At 66.2% G+C, this 17,025-nt stretch carries 14 protein-coding genes; 5 read left to right on the top strand and 9 right to left on the bottom strand.

The window, feature by feature from the left end; translation table 11 throughout:
* Positions 1-153 precede the first annotated feature (153 nt).
* The 6 genes from HNE04_RS28420 to HNE04_RS15730 all read right to left on the bottom strand — a co-directional run bounded on the left by HNE04_RS28420 (position 154) and on the right by HNE04_RS15730 (position 5,728).
* Entirely contained in the window at positions 154-1,773 is a 1,620-nt protein-coding gene (locus HNE04_RS28420; protein ID WP_172220904.1) for a LuxR C-terminal-related transcriptional regulator, read from the bottom strand.
* Between the two features lie 289 nt (positions 1,774-2,062).
* Positions 2,063-2,431, bottom strand: a complete 369-nt coding sequence (locus HNE04_RS15750; protein ID WP_172220901.1) for a 6-pyruvoyl trahydropterin synthase family protein — start codon at positions 2,429-2,431, stop codon at positions 2,063-2,065.
* Between the two features lie 5 nt (positions 2,432-2,436).
* On the bottom strand, positions 2,437-3,075 hold the full coding sequence (gene queE, locus HNE04_RS15745) for a 7-carboxy-7-deazaguanine synthase (protein ID WP_172220898.1): 639 nt from the start codon (positions 3,073-3,075) through the stop codon (positions 2,437-2,439).
* Between the two features lie 6 nt (positions 3,076-3,081).
* Positions 3,082-4,656 (bottom strand): L-aspartate oxidase, encoded by a 1,575-nt coding sequence (gene nadB / locus HNE04_RS15740; RefSeq protein ID WP_172220895.1) that lies wholly within the window; start codon positions 4,654-4,656, stop codon positions 3,082-3,084.
* Positions 4,653-5,450: a segregation and condensation protein A gene (locus tag HNE04_RS15735; RefSeq protein WP_172221231.1), complete on the bottom strand. Its 798-nt coding sequence runs from the start codon at positions 5,448-5,450 to the stop codon at positions 4,653-4,655. The genes nadB and HNE04_RS15735 overlap by 4 nt, the downstream gene beginning before the upstream one ends.
* A gap of 59 nt (positions 5,451-5,509) precedes the next feature.
* Positions 5,510-5,728: a DUF3460 family protein gene (locus HNE04_RS15730; protein ID WP_172220892.1), complete on the bottom strand. Its 219-nt coding sequence runs from the start codon at positions 5,726-5,728 to the stop codon at positions 5,510-5,512.
* A gap of 37 nt (positions 5,729-5,765) precedes the next feature.
* Between HNE04_RS15730 and bamE the strand changes: the two genes are divergently transcribed.
* Complete coding sequence (gene bamE, locus HNE04_RS15725) at positions 5,766-6,269, top strand: outer membrane protein assembly factor BamE domain-containing protein (protein WP_172220889.1); 504 nt, start codon at positions 5,766-5,768, stop codon at positions 6,267-6,269.
* A 4-nt stretch (positions 6,270-6,273) separates the two neighbouring features.
* On the opposite strand, the gene HNE04_RS15720 is transcribed toward bamE, so the two are convergent.
* The 3 genes from HNE04_RS15720 to metG form a co-directional block, all read right to left on the bottom strand.
* On the bottom strand, positions 6,274-7,926 hold the full coding sequence (locus tag HNE04_RS15720) for a SulP family inorganic anion transporter (RefSeq protein ID WP_235965050.1): 1,653 nt from the start codon (positions 7,924-7,926) through the stop codon (positions 6,274-6,276).
* 28 nt (positions 7,927-7,954) lie between these two features.
* Positions 7,955-8,182, bottom strand: a complete 228-nt coding sequence (locus HNE04_RS15715) for a hypothetical protein (RefSeq protein WP_172220884.1) — start codon at positions 8,180-8,182, stop codon at positions 7,955-7,957.
* Positions 8,183-8,252: 70 nt separating this feature from the next.
* Entirely contained in the window at positions 8,253-10,286 is a 2,034-nt protein-coding gene (metG, locus tag HNE04_RS15710; protein WP_172220881.1) for a methionine--tRNA ligase, read from the bottom strand.
* Positions 10,287-10,357: 71 nt separating this feature from the next.
* Here metG and apbC point away from each other — a divergent pair, with 71 nt between their 5' ends.
* From apbC to fdhF, 4 genes are read left to right on the top strand one after another with little or no spacing between them, the layout of a single operon-like run.
* Positions 10,358-11,449 carry an iron-sulfur cluster carrier protein ApbC gene (gene apbC / locus HNE04_RS15705; protein ID WP_172220878.1) on the top strand — a complete coding sequence of 364 codons (1,092 nt, stop codon included), beginning with the start codon at positions 10,358-10,360 and terminating at the stop codon, positions 11,447-11,449.
* 19 nt (positions 11,450-11,468) lie between these two features.
* A complete protein-coding gene (locus tag HNE04_RS15700; RefSeq protein ID WP_172220875.1) occupies positions 11,469-12,419 on the top strand; it encodes a LysR substrate-binding domain-containing protein in 951 nt (316 codons plus the stop codon).
* Positions 12,420-12,477: 58 nt separating this feature from the next.
* Positions 12,478-14,205, top strand: coding sequence for an NADH-ubiquinone oxidoreductase-F iron-sulfur binding region domain-containing protein (locus tag HNE04_RS15695; RefSeq protein WP_172220872.1), 1,728 nt, complete (start codon positions 12,478-12,480; stop codon positions 14,203-14,205).
* Complete coding sequence (fdhF, locus tag HNE04_RS15690; protein WP_172220869.1) at positions 14,192-17,014, top strand: formate dehydrogenase subunit alpha; 2,823 nt, start codon at positions 14,192-14,194, stop codon at positions 17,012-17,014. Before HNE04_RS15695 ends, fdhF begins: the two co-directional genes overlap by 14 nt.
* Positions 17,015-17,025: the final 11 nt, after the last annotated feature.

Raw genomic sequence — 17,025 nt, 5'->3', positions numbered from 1 at the left:
ATCGGTAGCACGAACGACACTTGCCGGAATTGGTCCGCGCTGTCGTTACTCTGCCGACCAAATGTGCCACCATGCCCGCCGTGGCGCTTCGGCGAAATCACCCAATCCCGCCAGATTCTTCGGCTGGGTAATTTGCGCCAGGACTGTCGGCGATCAAAAGAGCTTGTGGTCGTAGGCGTAGGCGGTGGCGGCCGCGCGCGAGGGAACGCCGAGCTTGGTGAGGATGTTGCTCACGTGTCGGTCGATTGTCCGCTCGCTCAGCGACAGTTCACACGCGATGCTTTTGTTGGTTTTCCCGGCGGCGATCAGCCGAAGCACCTGAAGCTCGCGGGACGTCAGCAAGGGCCGGTGGCTGCGTGTCTGTTTGTCGATTGCATCGAGCCGGACGAGATCGGGTACGGCCCCGAGCTGCCGGAAGACCGCCCTGGCGGCACCAAACTCGAGTCCAGCTGTCTCGGCGTCGCCCAGCGACAGGCACACTCCTCCGAGAAGCACGCGAACGCGAGCAGCGGCGTACGGCACCCCGAGCTGCTGCCACATTTGGAACGCGCGACGTAGAGGGGCGATCGCTGTCCGGGCATCGCCATCGGCCAACTCGACGGCACCGCGGGCATGCGCGGCGAGCGCGTGCAGGACGTCCGTGTCGATGTTCTCGGCGAGCTCCTCCAACTCAGCACACGCGGAACTGGCGTCTTTTACTGCCGACCCGGACAGCATGATTTCGATGTAAGCGGGCAGCAGCTTCGCCCGCTCGAATGGATCGGTCGTCGCGTTTACGACGCGGCGAATTGTCGCGCACGCGGCGTCCCACCGCCCCTGGGCCATGAGGAGCAGCGCCAGTCCGGGTTGCGGCTCGCATCCCCACCGACTTGCGTTGTGGTACGCCTCTTCGGCCGCGGAAATGTTGCCTTGCAACCGAAGAATCTCACCTTGCAAGTAGAACGCTGCGGCAGGCGGTCGTCGGTCGGTCGGCGCGCGACGCCCACAAGCGCGGGTGGCTTCCGACAGTGCGTCCGGCCAGGCTCCTTCGAACTCAAGGATTTCGGCTCGGTGAACCAGACACGTGCCCGTGAACGCCAGCATGTCCGGCTGCTGCTCGCACCATTTGGAGAGCGCGGCGGTCCACTCGCGAGCACGGCTCAGAGCGCACACCTTCTGGCAGGCGTCGATCACGCTGCAATAGATCAAACCGGTGAAGATGGGCGATAGCTCTCCGGTCATTGCCGCAAGCATCGCTTCGTCGAGCAACGCGAGGCCAGCATTGACCGTTCCTTTGTCGAGCAGAGCACGTCCCTGCAGGTGACGGGCGCAAGCAACCAGATCAGCATCGCCAAAACGCTGACCAACGGCGGCGGCGCGGCTCGCGGCGGCGTGGGCGGCGGCGCCGTTGCGTTCGGCGAGATGCTGCTCGGCGAGCGGCAGCAGCAAGTACCCCTGCTCCACGCAGTCGCGTGATTCTATCAGTCGTCCCGCGCGCGAAAGCCATCCGGTCGCAATCCCCTTGTCGCTCCGGAGGAGAGCTGTCAGGGCCAGCCAGAAGGCCGCTCGTGCCGCTCGTGCCTGGTTGCCGGCGGACAGATTGAGGTGATGTGCCCGCTCCAGGACTCTCTGGAAATCCTGGTCGCGACCGGTCAAGTAGGCACAGGTCCCCAGCAGCTCGAGGTCGTCGTGATCGAGCGACCGGGCTTGATCCGCAAGCGAGAGTGCCCCATAGGCCTCATTCCACGCGCGACGGCGATACGCTGCGCGACCCTGTTCGAGCGTGTCGAGCATGGCGCGATCCGTACTCCCATAGTGATGTTCACCGATTTTAAGCCTACCGCCTGAAGCATGCCCGATCGCTGAGCTCCTGGGGAAACGTCTTCCGATGCAGATATCCCGGCGTTCCGGGCAGCCATTGAGCAATCAATTCTCCGTTTTCGCGTCCACATGCTCGGAATTCTGCGAGACATTGTTCCTGCCGATTGCTCTCGGAGCGAACCTGGAATTCAGAACAGCACGGCGACTGGTCGTCGTTACCGCGCTTACCGCGGTGTGGCGCACCACACTTGTGACCTGAGCTTCAGGAATCCAATTCCAGCGTGCAGGCATCACCCAGCGCCTCGCGCCAGACCCTGACCCGCGCCAGCCCTGGCTTCAGGTCGGCCAGCGCCTCGGCGATGAACAGGCACAGGTTTTCCAGCGTGGGGGGCTTGAGGCCCGGCACGTCGTCCAGCAGGTGGTGATCGAGTTTCTCGCGCACCTCATCGAGGCGCCGGCGCAGCACGCCCAGGTCGATCACCATGCCCGTGGCGGGATTGCGTTCGCCCTTCAGCCACACCTCGGCGTGGTAGGTGTGGCCGTGAACGCGGCGGCTGCCCTCGGCCTCGATGTCGCGCTTGAGCGTGTGAGCCGCGTCGAAGAAAAAGCGTTGGCTGACGGTGTACAGCATGGGCTTCAGCGGATGCCGGTGAGCTTGTGGGTCTGCAGGCTGAGCCGCCAGCCCGGGTGCCGCATGCAGGTCTCTATGCACAGCGCGATGTTGGCGGCTTGGTCCGGCCCGTCCATCGGTTGCAGGAAGCGGTTGGCAAAGCGGCCGGTGCGCGCCAGTACGTCCAGATCCAGGTCCGCTTGCGGCCAAACGACCTTGAGTTCCTGTCCTTCCTGCTGCACCCAGGGCGCGCCGGCCTTGGGGCTGATGCACAGCCAGTCGATGCCGGGCGGTGCGGCGATCGTGCCGTTGGATTCCACGGCGATGCGGAAACCGCGCGCGTGCAAGGCGTCGATCAAGGGGGTGTCCAGCTGCAGAAGCGGCTCGCCGCCGGTGATCACCGTCAGCCGGTGACCGGTTTCTTCCGCCGGCCACTGCGCCTCGATCTGCGCGGCCAGGGCGTTGGCCTCGGCGTACTTGCCGCCCAAGGTGCCGTCGGTGCCGACGAAATCGGTATCGCAGAAGCGGCACACGGCGCTGGCCCGGTCGCTCTCGCGGCCCGACCACAGGTTGCAGCCGGCAAAGCGGCAGAACACCGCCGGCATGCCGGCCTGGCCGCCCTCACCTTGCAGGGTGTAGAAGATTTCCTTGACGCTGTAGGCCATGGGTACTCAATGCGTCGGCGCCAGGATGGTGGGGTGGGCGACGTCCGCCATTTGCGGGTAATCGCGGCTGAAGTGCAGGCCGCGGCTCTCGTGCCGTGACTGTGCCGACCTGACGATCAGGTCGGCTACCGTCACCAGGTTGCGCAGCTCCAGCAGGTCGCGCGTGATGTGGAAGTTGGCGTAGAACTCCTGGATCTCTTCCTGCAGCAAGCGGATGCGGTGCGACGCGCGCTCCAGCCGTTTGTTGGTGCGCACTATGCCCACGTAGTCCCACATGAAGCGGCGCAGCTCGTCCCAGTTGTGCGAGATCACCACGGACTCGTCGGCGTCGGTGACGCGGCTTTCGTCCCAGGGCGGCACCTCCGGAGGTGCGGGCAGCGGTGTTGCCTTGATGTCCTTGGCCGCGGCGCGGGCGAACACCATGCATTCCACCAGCGAATTGCTGGCCAGCCGGTTGGCGCCGTGCAGGCCGGTATAGGCGGTCTCGCCGATGGCGTGCAGCCCGGTGAGGTCCGTGCGGCCCTCCAGGTCGGTGTGGATGCCGCCGCAGGTGTAGTGCGCGGCGGGCACGACGGGAATCGGCTCGCGGGTGATGTCTATGCCCAGTTCCAGGCAGCGCGCGTGGATGTTGGGGAAATGCTCGCGCACGAATTCCGGCGGCTGGTGCGAGATGTCCAGGTACACGCAGTCCAGGCCGTGCTTCTTCATCTCGAAGTCGATGGCGCGCGCCACCACGTCGCGCGGGGCGAGCTCGGCGCGTGGGTCGTGCGCCGGCATGAAGCGCGTCCCGTCGGGCAGGAGCAGCTTGCCGCCCTCGCCGCGCACTGCCTCGGTGATGAGGAAGGATTTGACCAGCGGGTGGTACAGGCAGGTCGGGTGGAACTGGATGAACTCCATATTCGTCACCCGGCAGCCGGCGCGCCAGGCTGCGGCAATGCCGTCGCCGGTGGCCGTGTCCGGATTGGTGGTGTAGAGGTACACCTTGCCCGCGCCGCCGGTGGCCAGGATGGTTTGCGGCGCACGGAAGGTGATCACCTCATCGGTGGCTTCATCCAGCGCGTACAAGCCCAGGCAAGTGTTCGGTTCAGACGGCTGGCCCAGCTTGCGGCTGGTGATCAGGTCGACCAGCGTGTGCTGCTCGAACACCTCGATGTTGGGCGTGCGCCGCACGGTTTCGATCAGCGTGCGCTGCACGGCTGCGCCGGTGGCGTCGGTCACGTGCACGATACGGCGGGCGCTGTGGCCGCCTTCACGCGTCAGGTGCAACTGGCCCTCTTCCAGCGAAAACGGCACGCCGAGCTGGCGCAGCCAGGCAATGCTTTCGGGCGCGTGTTCCACCACGAAGCGCGTCGCTTCCAGGTCGGAGAGGCCCGCGCCGGCGATCAGCGTGTCGTCCACGTGCGCTTCGAAGCTGTCGCCTTCGCCCAGCACGGCTGCGATGCCGCCCTGGGCCCAGCCGCTGGAGCCATCGTTCATGGAACGTTTGGTAAGGACCGCCACGCGGTGCGTAGGCGCCAGGTGCAACGCCGCCGAAAGGCCGGCCAGGCCGCTGCCCACGATCAGGACGTCGAAATCTTTCATGCGGGTTGGTAGGCCAGGCGGACGTAAATGGGTGCGAAGGCCTCGGCCTGGGTCACCTCGATCAGCGTTTCCTTGGCCAATTCCAGCATGGCGATGAAGGTGACGATCAGCACGGGCATGCCGCGGGTGATATCGAACAGCTGCTCGAACTCGACGAACTTGCGGCCCTGCAGGTGGCGCAAGACGACGCTCATGTGCTCGCGCACCGAGAGCTCTTCGCGGGTGATCTTGTGGTGCTGGATCAGCTTGGCGCGCTTGACGATGTCCCGCCATGCCTCCTGCAGGTCGACCACGTTCACGTCGGGGAAGCGCGGCTGCAGCGACTGCTCGATGTAGACCTGCGCGCGCAGCACGTCGCGGCCCACCTGCGGAACTTCGTTCAGGCGGAATGCCGCTGCCTTCATCTGCTCGTACTCGAGCAGGCGGCGAACCAGTTCGGCGCGCGGATCTTCCGGCTCCTGGCCCTCGGCCGTCTTCTTGGGCGGCAGCAGCATGCGCGACTTGATCTCGATCAGCATCGCGGCCATCAGCAGGTATTCGGCCGCCAGCTCGAGGTTGCGGGTGCGGATCTCTTCGACGTACACCAGGTACTGGCGCGTGACGCCGGCCATGGGGATGTCGAGGATGTTGAAGTTCTGCTTGCGGATGAGGTACAGCAGCAGGTCCAGCGGGCCTTCGAAGGCCTCGAGGAAAACTTCCAGCGCGTCGGGCGGGATGTACAGGTCCGTCGGCATGGCGAACAGCGGCTCGCCATAGAGCCGCGCCAGTGCCACCTGGTCCACTACGTCTGGCATGCGCAGGCCTTGGAGCGCGGGCACCGGCGGGTCCGGCAACACCCTTTCACCGGATTCGATCATTTGCCTTCGTTCTGGTAAACGTAGGGCTTTTGCGGCACTTCGGCGCCGCGCCACTCGGTCCAGGCCTCGCGGTTCACGTGCTTGTCCCAAAGCAGGGCGCGGCCGGCGCGCTGCTGAGCTTCCAGGTCGGGCTTCTCGGTCTTGAGTTGCTCGATGAACTGGGTGACTTCGGATTTGTAATCGGGACGGCGAAAGATGCGGAGCAACATGGACATAGACTGTGCCTTTCGCCCAATTTTACTTCCCGCAGGCATGCACAGCGTTTTTAGGTCACTGGCCATGGTTTTCAGCCTCTGGGCCCTTCTGGGCTGCGACCCCCAGCGCATCAAGGAGCTGGAAGAGGGCGTTTCGACCGAAGCCGACGTCCGGGCGCGCTTCGGCGAGCCCGAGACCGTCTGGAACGGGCCCGGCGGCGAGCGCATCTTCGAATACAACCGCCAGCCGTCCGGCCACAAGAACTACATGATCAGCATCGGCCCCGACGGCCGCATGACGGCGCTGCGCCAGGTGCTGCACCCGGCCAACTTCGCCAAGGTGCAGCCCGGCATGAAGCAGGAAGAGGTGCGCAGGCTGCTCGGCAAGCCGCTGAAGCAGACGCCCTATGCGCTGAAGAACGAGATCGCCTGGGATTGGCGCTATATGGAGCCGCCCAACACTTCGATGGTCTTCACCGTCTGGTTCAGCCCGGACTACCGGGTGCTGCGCACGACGACGGCACCTGATCCCGAAGCGCCGGAGAACCGCGGCGGGCGGTAGCGAGTCAGCCCGACACTTCGGCCGAGGCCCGGTTGGCCGCCAGCTCGGCGCCGAAGCCCGAGCGGTCGATCACTTCCTCCGGCTGCGGCTGCAGGTTCTCCAGGTGCAGCGTGCCGCCGCGCAGCAGCACCACCTTGTGCAGTTGGCGCAGCGAATCCAGCCCCGAGGTATCCAGGTGCACGAGCTGCAGCGTGTCCAGCACCACTACCGGCTCCTGCGGCCCGTTTTCCACCGCCAGTACGACTTCGTCGATCTTGGCGACCGCGCCGAAGAACAGGGCGCCATACAGCTTGAATTGCAGCAGTGCGCCTTCGCTGGCGACCCGTTCCACGCTGAAAATCGAACTCATTTTGCGGATGAACAGTGCGCAGGCCAGCACCAGCCCGACCTGCACCGCCACCGTCAGGTCGAACACCACCGTCAGGAAGAACGTGCCGAGCATCAGAACGCGGTAATGCGTGCTGTAGTTTTTCATTTTGGCGAATTCGTGCCACTCGCCCATGTTCCAGGCCACGAAGAGCAGGATCCCGGCCAGCACCGCCAGCGGCACGTGGAGCGCCAGCGGCGCCGCCGCCAGCACGACCACCGCCAGCACCAGGGCATGGATCATGCCGGCGACCGGTGTGGTGCCGCCGGAGCGCACGTTGGTCACCGTGCGGGCGATCGTGCCGGTGGCGGGCATGCCGCCGAAGAACGGCACCAGGAAGTTGGCAATGCCCTGCGCCATGAGTTCCTGGTTGGGATCGTGCCGGGGCAGGCTGCTCAGCTGGTCGGCCACTCGTGCGCAAAGCAGCGATTCGATGGCTCCGAGCATCGCGATGGTGAGCGTCGGCGTCACCAGCAGCTTCACCGTCTCCCATGAGAAGGCCGGCAGCGCGAACCCAGGCACGCCTTGCGGAATGGCGCCGAAGCGCGTGCCTATGGTCTCCACGGGCAACTTGAAAAACCAAGCCACCAGCGTGAGGCTCACCAGGGCCACGATGGGCCCCGGCATGCGGGCGCTGACCAGGGCGGCGCGGCGCATGCCCGGCAGCTCCAGCGCATACTGCACGGGCGATCGGTCGCTCCACAGCTTGGGCCACAAGAACAGGCCGAGCAGGCAGGCCAGGCCCAGCGAGAACGCATAGGGGTTGAAGCTTGCGATGTTCTGGCCCAGCACCTTGAACTGCGCAAAGAAGTCGGCCGGCATGTTCAGCACCCGCAGGCCCAGCCAGTCCCGCAGCTGGGAGATGGCGATCAGCACGGCGATGCCGTTGGTGAAACCGATGACGATGCTCACCGGCACGTAGCGCACCAGCCGGCCCAGCCGCAGCAGGCCCATGGCAAACAACAGCACGCCGGCGCAGGCGGTGGCGATCAGCAGGTTGGCCAGCCCGTAGCGTTCGACGATGCCATAGACGATGACGATGAAGGCCCCCGCGGGGCCGCCGATCTGAACGTTGGAGCCGCCCAGTGCGGCAACGAGGAAGCCGGCAATGATGGCGGTCCACAGGCCGGCCTCGGGCTTGAGTCCCGAGGCGATGGCAAAGGCCATGGCCAGGGGCAGGGCAACGATGCCGACCGTGAGGCCGGCACCCAGATCGCGCAGGAAGCGCTCGCGGTCATAACCGCGTAACGCGTCCAGCAGGCGGGGACGGAAAGCGAACGAAGAGGCCAAGGCTCCAGTGTACGCGCCGCCGGCAGAGCTACTCGCCGTCGCCCGGTGTGACGGCGTCGACGGCAGCGCCGACGGCCTTGCCAGTGAGCTTGACGGTGCCCACCGCCGCATCGACCACGAGGCCGGCCCCGGTAGCCGCCAGGCCCACGGCGGCGCCGCCGACCGCCACGACGGCGCAACCGCCCAGGAGCGATGCGAGGGCGAGAGCGCTGGCCAGGGCCAGGCCGCGAACCGGAGATGAGGTACTGCGAGACATCCGTCGTTCCTTGATGAGCCCGGCGGATTCTACGGATCAGTTGTAACGACGACGTATCCTGGGCGTAAAGCTACCGGACCCGCATGCCGGGCTCGGCGCCCGGCCAGGGGTTCATCACATAGATGCCGGGGTTGGCCTTTTCGTCGGCGTGGCTCGCGGCCAGCACCATGCCCTCGCTGATGCCGAATTTCATCTTGCGCGGTGCCAGGTTGGCGACCATCACCGTCAGCTTGCCGATCAGCTCTTCGGGCTTGTAGGCGGAGGCGATGCCGGAGAAGACGTTGCGCGTCTTGCCTTCGCCCACGTCCAGCGTCATGCGCAGCAGCTTGGTCGAACCTTCAACGGTTTCGCAATTGACGATCTTGGCGATGCGCAGGTCGATCCTGGCGAAGTCGTCGATGGAGATCACGGGCGCGAGCTCCTCGCCGCCGGGCGCGGTCGGCACGGGCTCGGCATCGGCCGCGGGCTCGAACAGTGCGTCGAGCTGCTTCACGTCCACCCGCTGCATCAGGTGCTTGTAGTCGCCGACCTGGTGGCCCTCGCCCAGCGGCACGGCCGCGTTGCTCCAGTCCAGCGGCGCGCATTGCAGGAAGGCTTCCGCCTGCGCCGCCAGTGCGGGCAGCACGGGCTTGAGGCAGGCAGTCATGATCTTGAAGCTTTCGAGGCACAGCGAGCACACGGCCGCGGCTTCGGCCGCCTGGCCTTCTTTCACCAGCTTCCAGGGCGCCGCGCTGTCGAAGCGCAGGTTCACCTTGTCGGCGTAAGCCATGATGTCGCGAAGGGCCCGCCCGTAGTCGCGCGCCTCGTACATGGCTTTGACGTTCTCCACCAGCGCCAATTCACCGGGTTCCGCGGTGGCCGCGGTCAGCTTGCCGCCGGGCACGAACTTCACGGCGCGGCTGGCGATGTTTACGAACTTGCCGATCAGGTCGCTGTTGACGCGCGCCATGAAGTCTTCGGGGTTGAAGTCGATGTCTTCGTTGCGCCCCGACAGCTTGGCCGCCAGGTAATAGCGCAGCCATTCCGGGTTCATGCCCAGCGACAGGTACTTGAGCGGGTCCAGCCCGGTGCCGCGGCTCTTGCTCATCTTCTCGCCGTTGTTCACGGTGAGGAAGCCGTGCACGAACACCTTGTTGGGCACCTTGCGGCCGCTGAAGTGCAGCATCGCCGGCCAGAACAGGGTGTGGAAGGTGATGATGTCCTTGCCGATGAAGTGGTACTGCTCCACATCGGGATCGGCGATGAACTTGTCGTAGTCCACGCCGATCTTGCCCAGGTAGTTCTTGAGCGAAGCCAGGTAGCCCACCGGCGCGTCCAGCCAGACGTAGAAGTACTTGCCGGGCGCGTCGGGGATCTCGATGCCGAAGTAGGGTGCGTCGCGGCTGATGTCCCAGTCGCCCAGCGCCGACTTGCCGGTCTCATCGGGCTCCAGCCATTCGCTGATCTTGTTGAGCACCTCGGTCTGCAGGCGGCCTTCGGCGCGCGTCCATTCCTTCAGGAACGCCATGCAGCGTGGATCGGACAGCTTGAAGAAGAAATGCTCCGAGCTTTTCAGCACCGGGGTGGCCCCGGACAGCGCCGAATACGGGTTGATCAGGTCCGTCGGGCTGTACACCTTGCTGCACACCTCGCAGTTGTCGCCGTACTGGTCCTTGGCGTGGCAGTTGGGACACTCGCCCTTGATGAACCTGTCCGGCAGGAACATGTTCTTGGCCGGGTCGAAGAACTGCTCGATCACCTTGCTGGAGACGAGGCCGTTGGCCTTCAGGTCGCGGTAGATCTGCTGGGCCAGTTCGTGGTTCTCCGGCGCGTCGGTGCTGTGCCAGTTGTCGAAGGCGATGTGAAAGCCATCCAGGTAGGGCTTGCGGCCGGCGGCGATGTCGGCCACGAACTGCTGGGGGCTCTTGCCGGCCTTCTCGGCCGCGATCATGATCGGCGCGCCATGGGCGTCGTCGGCGCAGACGAAGTGCACCTGGCTGCCCTGCATTCGCTGGTGCCGCACCCAGATGTCGGCCTGGATGTACTCCATGATGTGGCCGATGTGGAAATTGCCGTTGGCGTACGGCAGGGCGGTGGTGACGAAGAGCTTGCGCTGTGCGGGCATGGGTTTTTCCAGGGGAACCCGGCATTTTAGGTGCAGTCGTTACACTGCTGGTGAACAGGAACCTAAACCCCATGGCAGCCACTACCGACCAGTTGTTACAGGCCCTCTCGGCCGTCGTCGATCCCAATACCGGCAAGGATTTCGTCAGCACCAAGGCCCTGAAGAATCTCCAGGTCACGGGGGGCGACGTCGCTTTCGACGTCGAATTGGGCTACCCGGCCAAGAGCCAGATCCCGGCCTTGCGCACCGCGCTGATCGCCGCGGCCAAGGGCGTGCCGGGCGTTCAGAACGTTTCCGCCAACCTCGCCATCAGGGTCGTGGCCCATGCGGCCCAGCGCGGCGTCGCGCTCTTGCCCAAGGTCAAGAACATCATCGCTGTCGCATCCGGCAAGGGCGGCGTGGGCAAGAGCACCACCGCCGTGAACCTGGCGCTGGCGCTGGCCGCCGAGGGCGCGGCCGTGGGCCTGCTGGATGCCGATATCTACGGGCCCAGCCAGCCGATGATGATGGGCATCGAGGGCCGCCCAGAATCGTCGGACGGCAAGACCATGGACCCTCTGGAGAACTACGGCGTGGAAGTCATGTCGATCGGCTTCCTGGTCAATCAGGACGAGGCCATGATCTGGCGCGGCCCCATGGCCACCCAGGCGCTGGAGCAGCTCTTGCGCCAGACCAATTGGGGCGACCTGGATTACCTGATCGTCGACCTGCCGCCGGGCACCGGCGACATCCAGCTGACCTTGTCGCAGCGCGTTCCCATGACCGGCGCGGTGATCGTCACCACGCCGCAGGACATCGCGCTGCTCGATGCCAAGAAGGGCATCAAGATGTTCGAGAAGGTGGGCGTGCCCATCCTGGGCATCGTGGAAAACATGGCCGTTCACGTGTGCAGCAAGTGCGGCCACGCCGAACATATCTTCGGCGAAGGCGGCGGCAAGCGCATGGCCGCCGAGTACGGCATGGACTACCTGGGCGCCTTGCCGCTGGATATCCAGATCCGGCTGCAGGCCGACAGCGGCAAACCCACCGTGGTGGCCGATCCGGACGGCGAAGTCGCCGCCATCTACAAGGCCGTGGCGCGCCAGGTCGCGATCAAGATCGCGGCCAAGGCCAAGGATTTCTCTTCCAAGTTCCCCAGCATCAAGATCAGCAAGGACACCTGAGCGCTGGCGCGGCGTATCGATGAACCTGCTCGCCTCCCTGCGCTACCTCGTCGCCCTGAGCGAGCACCGCCATTTCGCCCGGGCCGCACAGGCCTGCCATATCACGCAACCGGCTCTGTCGAATGCCCTGCGCGCGCTCGAACGGGAGTTCGGCACGCCGATCGTCAAGCGCGCCCGCAGCTATGCGGGCCTCACGGCCGAGGGCGAGCGGGTCTTGGCCACCGCCCAGCGCATGCTGCGCGAGCACGAGCTGCTGCGGCAGGAACTGCATGGCGATGCGGAGAACCCCAAGGGGCCGTTGCGGCTCGGCGTGGTGCCGACGGCCGTTCCCATCGCGGCGCGTTTCGCGGCCATGCTGCAGGCGCAATGCCCGGGCATCGCCCCCGTGGTGCGCTCCATGACTTCGCAAGACATCGAGTCGGGCCTGGACGATTTCTCGCTCGACCTGGGCCTGGGCTTCGTCGAACGGCTGGGCCGCCGGGGCGGCCACTTCGCCGCGCTGCCTCAGTATGGGGAGCATTATTTTCTGGTCCGGCGTGCCGAGAACGCCGATGCGCCGCTGAGGCTGGGACGGCCCCTGAGCTGGAAAGGCGCCGCGGCCCTGCCGCTGTGCCTGCTGACGCGCGACATGCACAACCGCAGCATCGTCGATAGTGCTTTTGCCCAGGCGGGCGTGGCGGTTCACCCGGCCATGGAAACCAACTCCATCCTGACGTTGGCCTTGAGCGTCGTGGCCGGCGAGGTGTGCAGCGTCTTGCCCGGATCCCTGGTCGCGGCGACGCGCGGTCAGCCGGGACTGCAGGCGCAGCCGCTGATCCGCCCCGCGCTGGTGACGCCGGTCGGGTTCATCACACTCGCGAAGGCGGCCCCATCGCGCGTCCTGCAGGCGGCGCTCGCCTTCGCCGCCGACAAGCGCTGGCTGAAGCAGTTGGCGGAGCATTCAGGCCCGCTGGCTTCATTCAAGAGTTGAATGACGGCATGTGCCGATTCAATTTGACGCGATCCGGTGTTGCCGCCACAGTGACGGCATGAGTTCAATCGTGCACCTGGCGACAGCCGACGACCTTCGGCGCAGCCTGCGCCGGGTCGGCAAGCTCAAGGGCCGCCAGCCCGAGGAGCCGGCCCTGGCCGAAGTGTGCGCGCTGATCGGCGCACGGCCACCTGGCGGTCACCCTCGCGAGCTGCTGATCGAATACCTGCACCGCCTCAACGACACTTTCCACGGCCTGCACGAGCGGCATCTGGTGGCGCTGGCGCGCGAAACGAACATCCCGATGGCCGAGGTGTTCGAAGTGGCGAGCTTCTACCATCACTTCGAGATATTGAAAGACGGCGATGCGCAGTCGTCGCTCACCATTCGCGTCTGCGACGGCCTGTCTTGCGAGATGGCCGGGGCGCGTGACCTGCTGGCGCGCCTGCCTGGTTTGCTGAACGGCGATACGCGGGTGATTGCGGCGCCGTGCATCGGCCGCTGCGAGCAGGCGCCGGCCGTACAGGTCGGCCAGGTTGCCGTGCAGCGAGCGACCACTGAAGCAGTGGTCAGCGCCGTCGCCCTTGAGCGGACTCGGCCGGCGCCGGAACAGGGCAGGGCCGAGCCCGTGCCGGACCGCGTGGGCTACGAAGCGTACCGGGCCAAAGGCGGCTACTCGCTGGCCGCCGCCGTGGTCAACGGCGAGCACGACGCGCTGGAGGTTCTGCAGGCCATGGAGGATTCGGGCCTGCGCGGCCTGGGCGGCGCCGGCTTTCCGGCCGGGCGCAAGTGGCGCATCGTGCGAGAGCAGCCCGCGCCGCGGCTCATGGCCGTGAACATCGACGAGGGCGAGCCCGGCACCTTCAAGGACCGGCATTACCTGGAACGCGACCCGCACCGCTTCCTGGAAGGCATGCTGATCGCGGCCCAGGTCGCCGGCACCGAGGCGATCTACATCTACCTGCGGGATGAGTATCACGAGTGCCGCGCCATGCTCGAAGCCGAGCTGGCCGCGCTCAAGGCCGATCCACCCTGTCCCTTGCCGCGCATCGAGCTGCGGCGCGGTGCGGGCGCCTACATCTGCGGCGAAGAGTCGGCCATGATCGAGAGCATAGAAGGCAAGCGCGGCGAGCCTCGGATGCGGCCGCCGTACATCGCGCAGGTCGGCCTGTTCGGGCGGCCCACGCTGGAGCACAACCTCGAAACCCTGTACTGGGTGCGCGACATCGTGGAGAAGGGCGCGCAGTGGTTCGCCGGTTTCGGGCGCCACGGCCGCAAAGGCCTGCGCTCGTTCAGCGTCAGCGGGCGGGTGGCGCAGCCGGGGGTCAAGCTGGCACCCGCGGGCATCACGCTGCGGGAATTGATAGACGAATACTGCGGCGGCATGGCCGAAGGCCACGAGCTCTATGCCTATCTTCCCGGCGGCGCATCGGGCGGGATCCTGCCGGCCAGCCTGGCCGACGTGCCGCTGGACTTCGACACCTTGCAGCCGCACGGCTGCTTCATCGGCTCGGCGGCCGTGATCGTGCTCAGCCGGCACGACAAGGCGCGCGATGCCGCGCTGAACATGATGCGGTTTTTCGCCGATGAGAGCTGTGGCCAGTGCACGCCTTGCCGGGTCGGCACGGCCAAGGCGGCCAAGCTGATGGAAGCGACCCAGTGGGACAACACCACGCTGGAAGACTTGAACCAGGTGATGGCCGACGCCTCCATTTGCGGCCTGGGCCAGGCTGCGCCCAACCCCGTACGCTGCGTGCAGAAGTATTTCCCGCATGAAATCGCCTGACCTGCCCCTCATCGAATTCAAGTTGGACGGCCAGACCGTCCAGGCGGTGCAGGGCGAGTCGATCCTGCAGGCCGCGGAACGCGCCGGCGTCGAGATCCCGCGCCTTTGTTACAAGGAGGGCTATCGCGCCGACGGCAATTGCCGCGCCTGCGTGGTCGAGATCGCCGGCGAGCGCGTGCTCGCGCCCAGTTGCTGCCGCGCGGCCACCCCCGGCATGGAGGTGCAGGCCACGAGCGAGCGCGCCCTGAAGAGCCAGAAGATGGTTCTGGAGATGTTGCTGGCCGACATGCCCGATCAAGGCCACAAGTGGACCGACCAGGGCCGTCATCCCGGAATCGATTCGGGATCCACGGCGGTGGGCCAACACGGCGAACTCAGTGAATGGTGTTCGCGCATGGCTGTCTCCGCGCGCCCGGCACTCAAAGCCCTGCGCCGCGAACAACCCGCACCCGACCTCTCTCATCCCGCGATGGCCGTGAATCTGGATGCCTGCATCCAATGTACCCGCTGCGTGCGCGCCTGCCGTGAAGAACAGGTCAACGACGTGATCGGCTATGCCCGGCGCGGGGCCGCCAGCGAGATCGTGTTCGATCTGGCCGATGGCATGGGCGACAGCACCTGCGTGGCCTGCGGCGAGTGCGTGCAGGCCTGCCCGACCGGCGCGCTGATGCCCAAGACGCTCATCGGCTCGCAGGCGGTGGATCGCGAAGTCGATTCGGTGTGCCCGTTCTGCGGCGTCGGCTGCCTGGTCACCTACAAGGTGCGCGACGAAAAAATCGTTGGTGTGGACGGCCGCGACGGCCCGGCCAATCACAGCCGGCTTTGCGTCAAGGGCCGCTTCGGCTTCGACTATGCGCACCATCCGCATCGCCTCACCAAGCCCCTGATCCGCAGGGCCGACGTTCCCAAGGACGTGGACGTGTTGCGCGACCCCGCGCGCTGGTCCGAGGTCTTTCGCGAAGTGGAATGGGACGAGGCGCTGCGGTTCGCGTCCGGCAAGCTCAAACACCTGCGCGACACCTACGGCCCCAGGGCCCTGGCGGGCTTCGGCTCCGCCAAGGGCACCAACGAAGAGGCCTACCTGTTCCAGAAGCTGGTGCGAACCGGTTTCGGCAGCAATAACGTGGACCACTGCACGCGGCTCTGCCATGCCTCCAGCGTGGCGGCTTTGCTCGAAGGCGTGGGTTCGGGCGCGGTCAGCAACCAGGTCAATGACGTGGCGCAGGCCGAACTCATCCTGGTGATCGGCTCCAACCCCACCAGCAACCATCCGGTCGCCGCCACGTGGATGAAAAACGCCGCGAAGCAGGGCGCGAAGATCGTGTTGGCCGATCCGCGCATCACCGACCTGGGCCGGCACGCCTGGCGAACGCTGCAATTCAAACCCGACAGCGACGTCGCGCTGCTCAACGCGATGATCTACACGATCGTCGAAGAGGGCCTGGTGGACCAGGATTTCATCGCGCGGCGGGCCGACAACTTCGAAGCCCTGCGCGACAGCATCAAGGGCTTCAGCCCCGAGGCCATGCAGGCCGTTTGCGGCATTGCCGCGCCGGCCATCCGCGAGGTGGCACGCGCGTTCGCCACCGCCAGGTCGGCCATGATCCTCTGGGGCATGGGCATCAGCCAGCACGTGCACGGCACCGACAACGCGCGTTGCCTGATCGCCTTGTGCACGGTGGCGGGCCAGATCGGCAAACCGGGCAGCGGCCTGCACCCCTTGCGCGGCCAGAACAATGTGCAGGGCGCCAGCGACGCGGGCCTCATTCCCATGATGTTCCCCAACTACCAGCGCGTGGACAACGGCGAGGCGCATGCCTGGTTCGAGAAGTTCTGGGGCATGTCCCTGGACGAATCGCCCGGCTACACCGTGGTCGAGATCATGGACAAGGCGCTGGCCGCGGACGACGATCCGCACAAGGTGCGCGGCATGTACATCATGGGCGAGAACCCCGCCATGAGCGACCCCGACCTGAACCACGCGCGCGATGCCCTGGTAGCGCTGGAACACCTGGTGGTGCAGGACATCTTCATGACCGAGACGGCGTGGATGGCCGATGTCGTGCTGCCCGCCACCGCCTGGCCGGAGAAGACCGGCACCGTCACCAACACCGACCGCATGGTGCAGCTGGGCCGCAAGGCGATCGAGCCGCCGGGCGAAGCAAAACCCGACTTGTGGCTGATCCAGCAGATGGCGCTGGGCATGGGCCTGCAATGGAACTACGCCGGTGAAGAAGACGGCGTCGCGGCGGTGTACGAGGAAATGCGCCAGGCCATGCACACCGCCATCGCCGGCATCAGCTGGCAGCGGCTGGAGCGCGAGGGCAGCGTGACTTATCCCTGCCTGAGCGAGGACGATCCCGGCCAGCCCATCGTGTTCACCGAGCGCTTTCCCACGGCCGATGGCCGGGTGCGCCTGGTGCCCGCCACCCTGGTCGCTGCCGACGAAAAGCCCGACGAGGAATACCCGTTCGTGCTGATCACGGGGCGCCAGCTTGAGCATTGGCATACCGGCAGCATGACGCGCCGCTCCATGGTGCTGGATGCGATCGAACCCGAGGCCAGTGCCTCCATGTGCGGGCTCGACATCACGGCGCTGGGACTGGTGCCCGGCCAGCGCATTCGCGTGCGCTCGCGGCGCGGCGAGGTGGCGCTCTACCTGCGCCGCGACGACGGCACGCCCTCGGGTACCGTCTTCATTCCCTTCGCGTATGCCGAGGCCGCCGCCAATCTGCTGACCAATTCGGCGCTGGATCCCTTCGGCAAGATTCCCGAGTTCAAGTACTGCGCCGTCGCCATAGGTATTTGAATCCGCTACAG

The organism is Caenimonas soli, from assembly GCF_013155545.1.
Lineage (GTDB): Bacteria > Pseudomonadota > Gammaproteobacteria > Burkholderiales > Burkholderiaceae_C > Ramlibacter > Ramlibacter soli.
Note: the sequence above shows the minus strand (reverse complement) of the source record. Positions and strands in the feature narration are given on the sequence as shown.

Excerpts from the sequence above, each read along its gene's own strand:
- nadB (WP_172220895.1), bottom strand. The coding sequence starts at position 4,656 with ATGAAAGATTTCGACGTCCTGATCGTGGGCAGCGGCCTGGCCGGCCTT.
- HNE04_RS15715 (WP_172220884.1), bottom strand. The coding sequence starts at position 8,182 with ATGTCTCGCAGTACCTCATCTCCGGTTCGCGGCCTGGCCCTGGCCAGC.
- HNE04_RS15695 (WP_172220872.1), top strand. The coding sequence starts at position 12,478 with ATGAGTTCAATCGTGCACCTGGCGACAGCCGACGACCTTCGGCGCAGC.
- apbC (WP_172220878.1), top strand. The coding sequence starts at position 10,358 with ATGGCAGCCACTACCGACCAGTTGTTACAGGCCCTCTCGGCCGTCGTC.
- metG (WP_172220881.1), bottom strand. The coding sequence starts at position 10,286 with ATGCCCGCACAGCGCAAGCTCTTCGTCACCACCGCCCTGCCGTACGCC.
- fdhF (WP_172220869.1), top strand. The coding sequence starts at position 14,192 with ATGAAATCGCCTGACCTGCCCCTCATCGAATTCAAGTTGGACGGCCAG.
- queE (WP_172220898.1), bottom strand. The coding sequence starts at position 3,075 with ATGGCCTACAGCGTCAAGGAAATCTTCTACACCCTGCAAGGTGAGGGC.
- HNE04_RS28420 (WP_172220904.1), bottom strand. The coding sequence starts at position 1,773 with ATGCTCGACACGCTCGAACAGGGTCGCGCAGCGTATCGCCGTCGCGCG.
- bamE (WP_172220889.1), top strand. The coding sequence starts at position 5,766 with ATGCACAGCGTTTTTAGGTCACTGGCCATGGTTTTCAGCCTCTGGGCC.
- HNE04_RS15700 (WP_172220875.1), top strand. The coding sequence starts at position 11,469 with ATGAACCTGCTCGCCTCCCTGCGCTACCTCGTCGCCCTGAGCGAGCAC.
- HNE04_RS15750 (WP_172220901.1), bottom strand. The coding sequence starts at position 2,431 with ATGCTGTACACCGTCAGCCAACGCTTTTTCTTCGACGCGGCTCACACG.
- HNE04_RS15735 (WP_172221231.1), bottom strand. The coding sequence starts at position 5,450 with ATGCCAGACGTAGTGGACCAGGTGGCACTGGCGCGGCTCTATGGCGAG.
- HNE04_RS15730 (WP_172220892.1), bottom strand. The coding sequence starts at position 5,728 with ATGTCCATGTTGCTCCGCATCTTTCGCCGTCCCGATTACAAATCCGAA.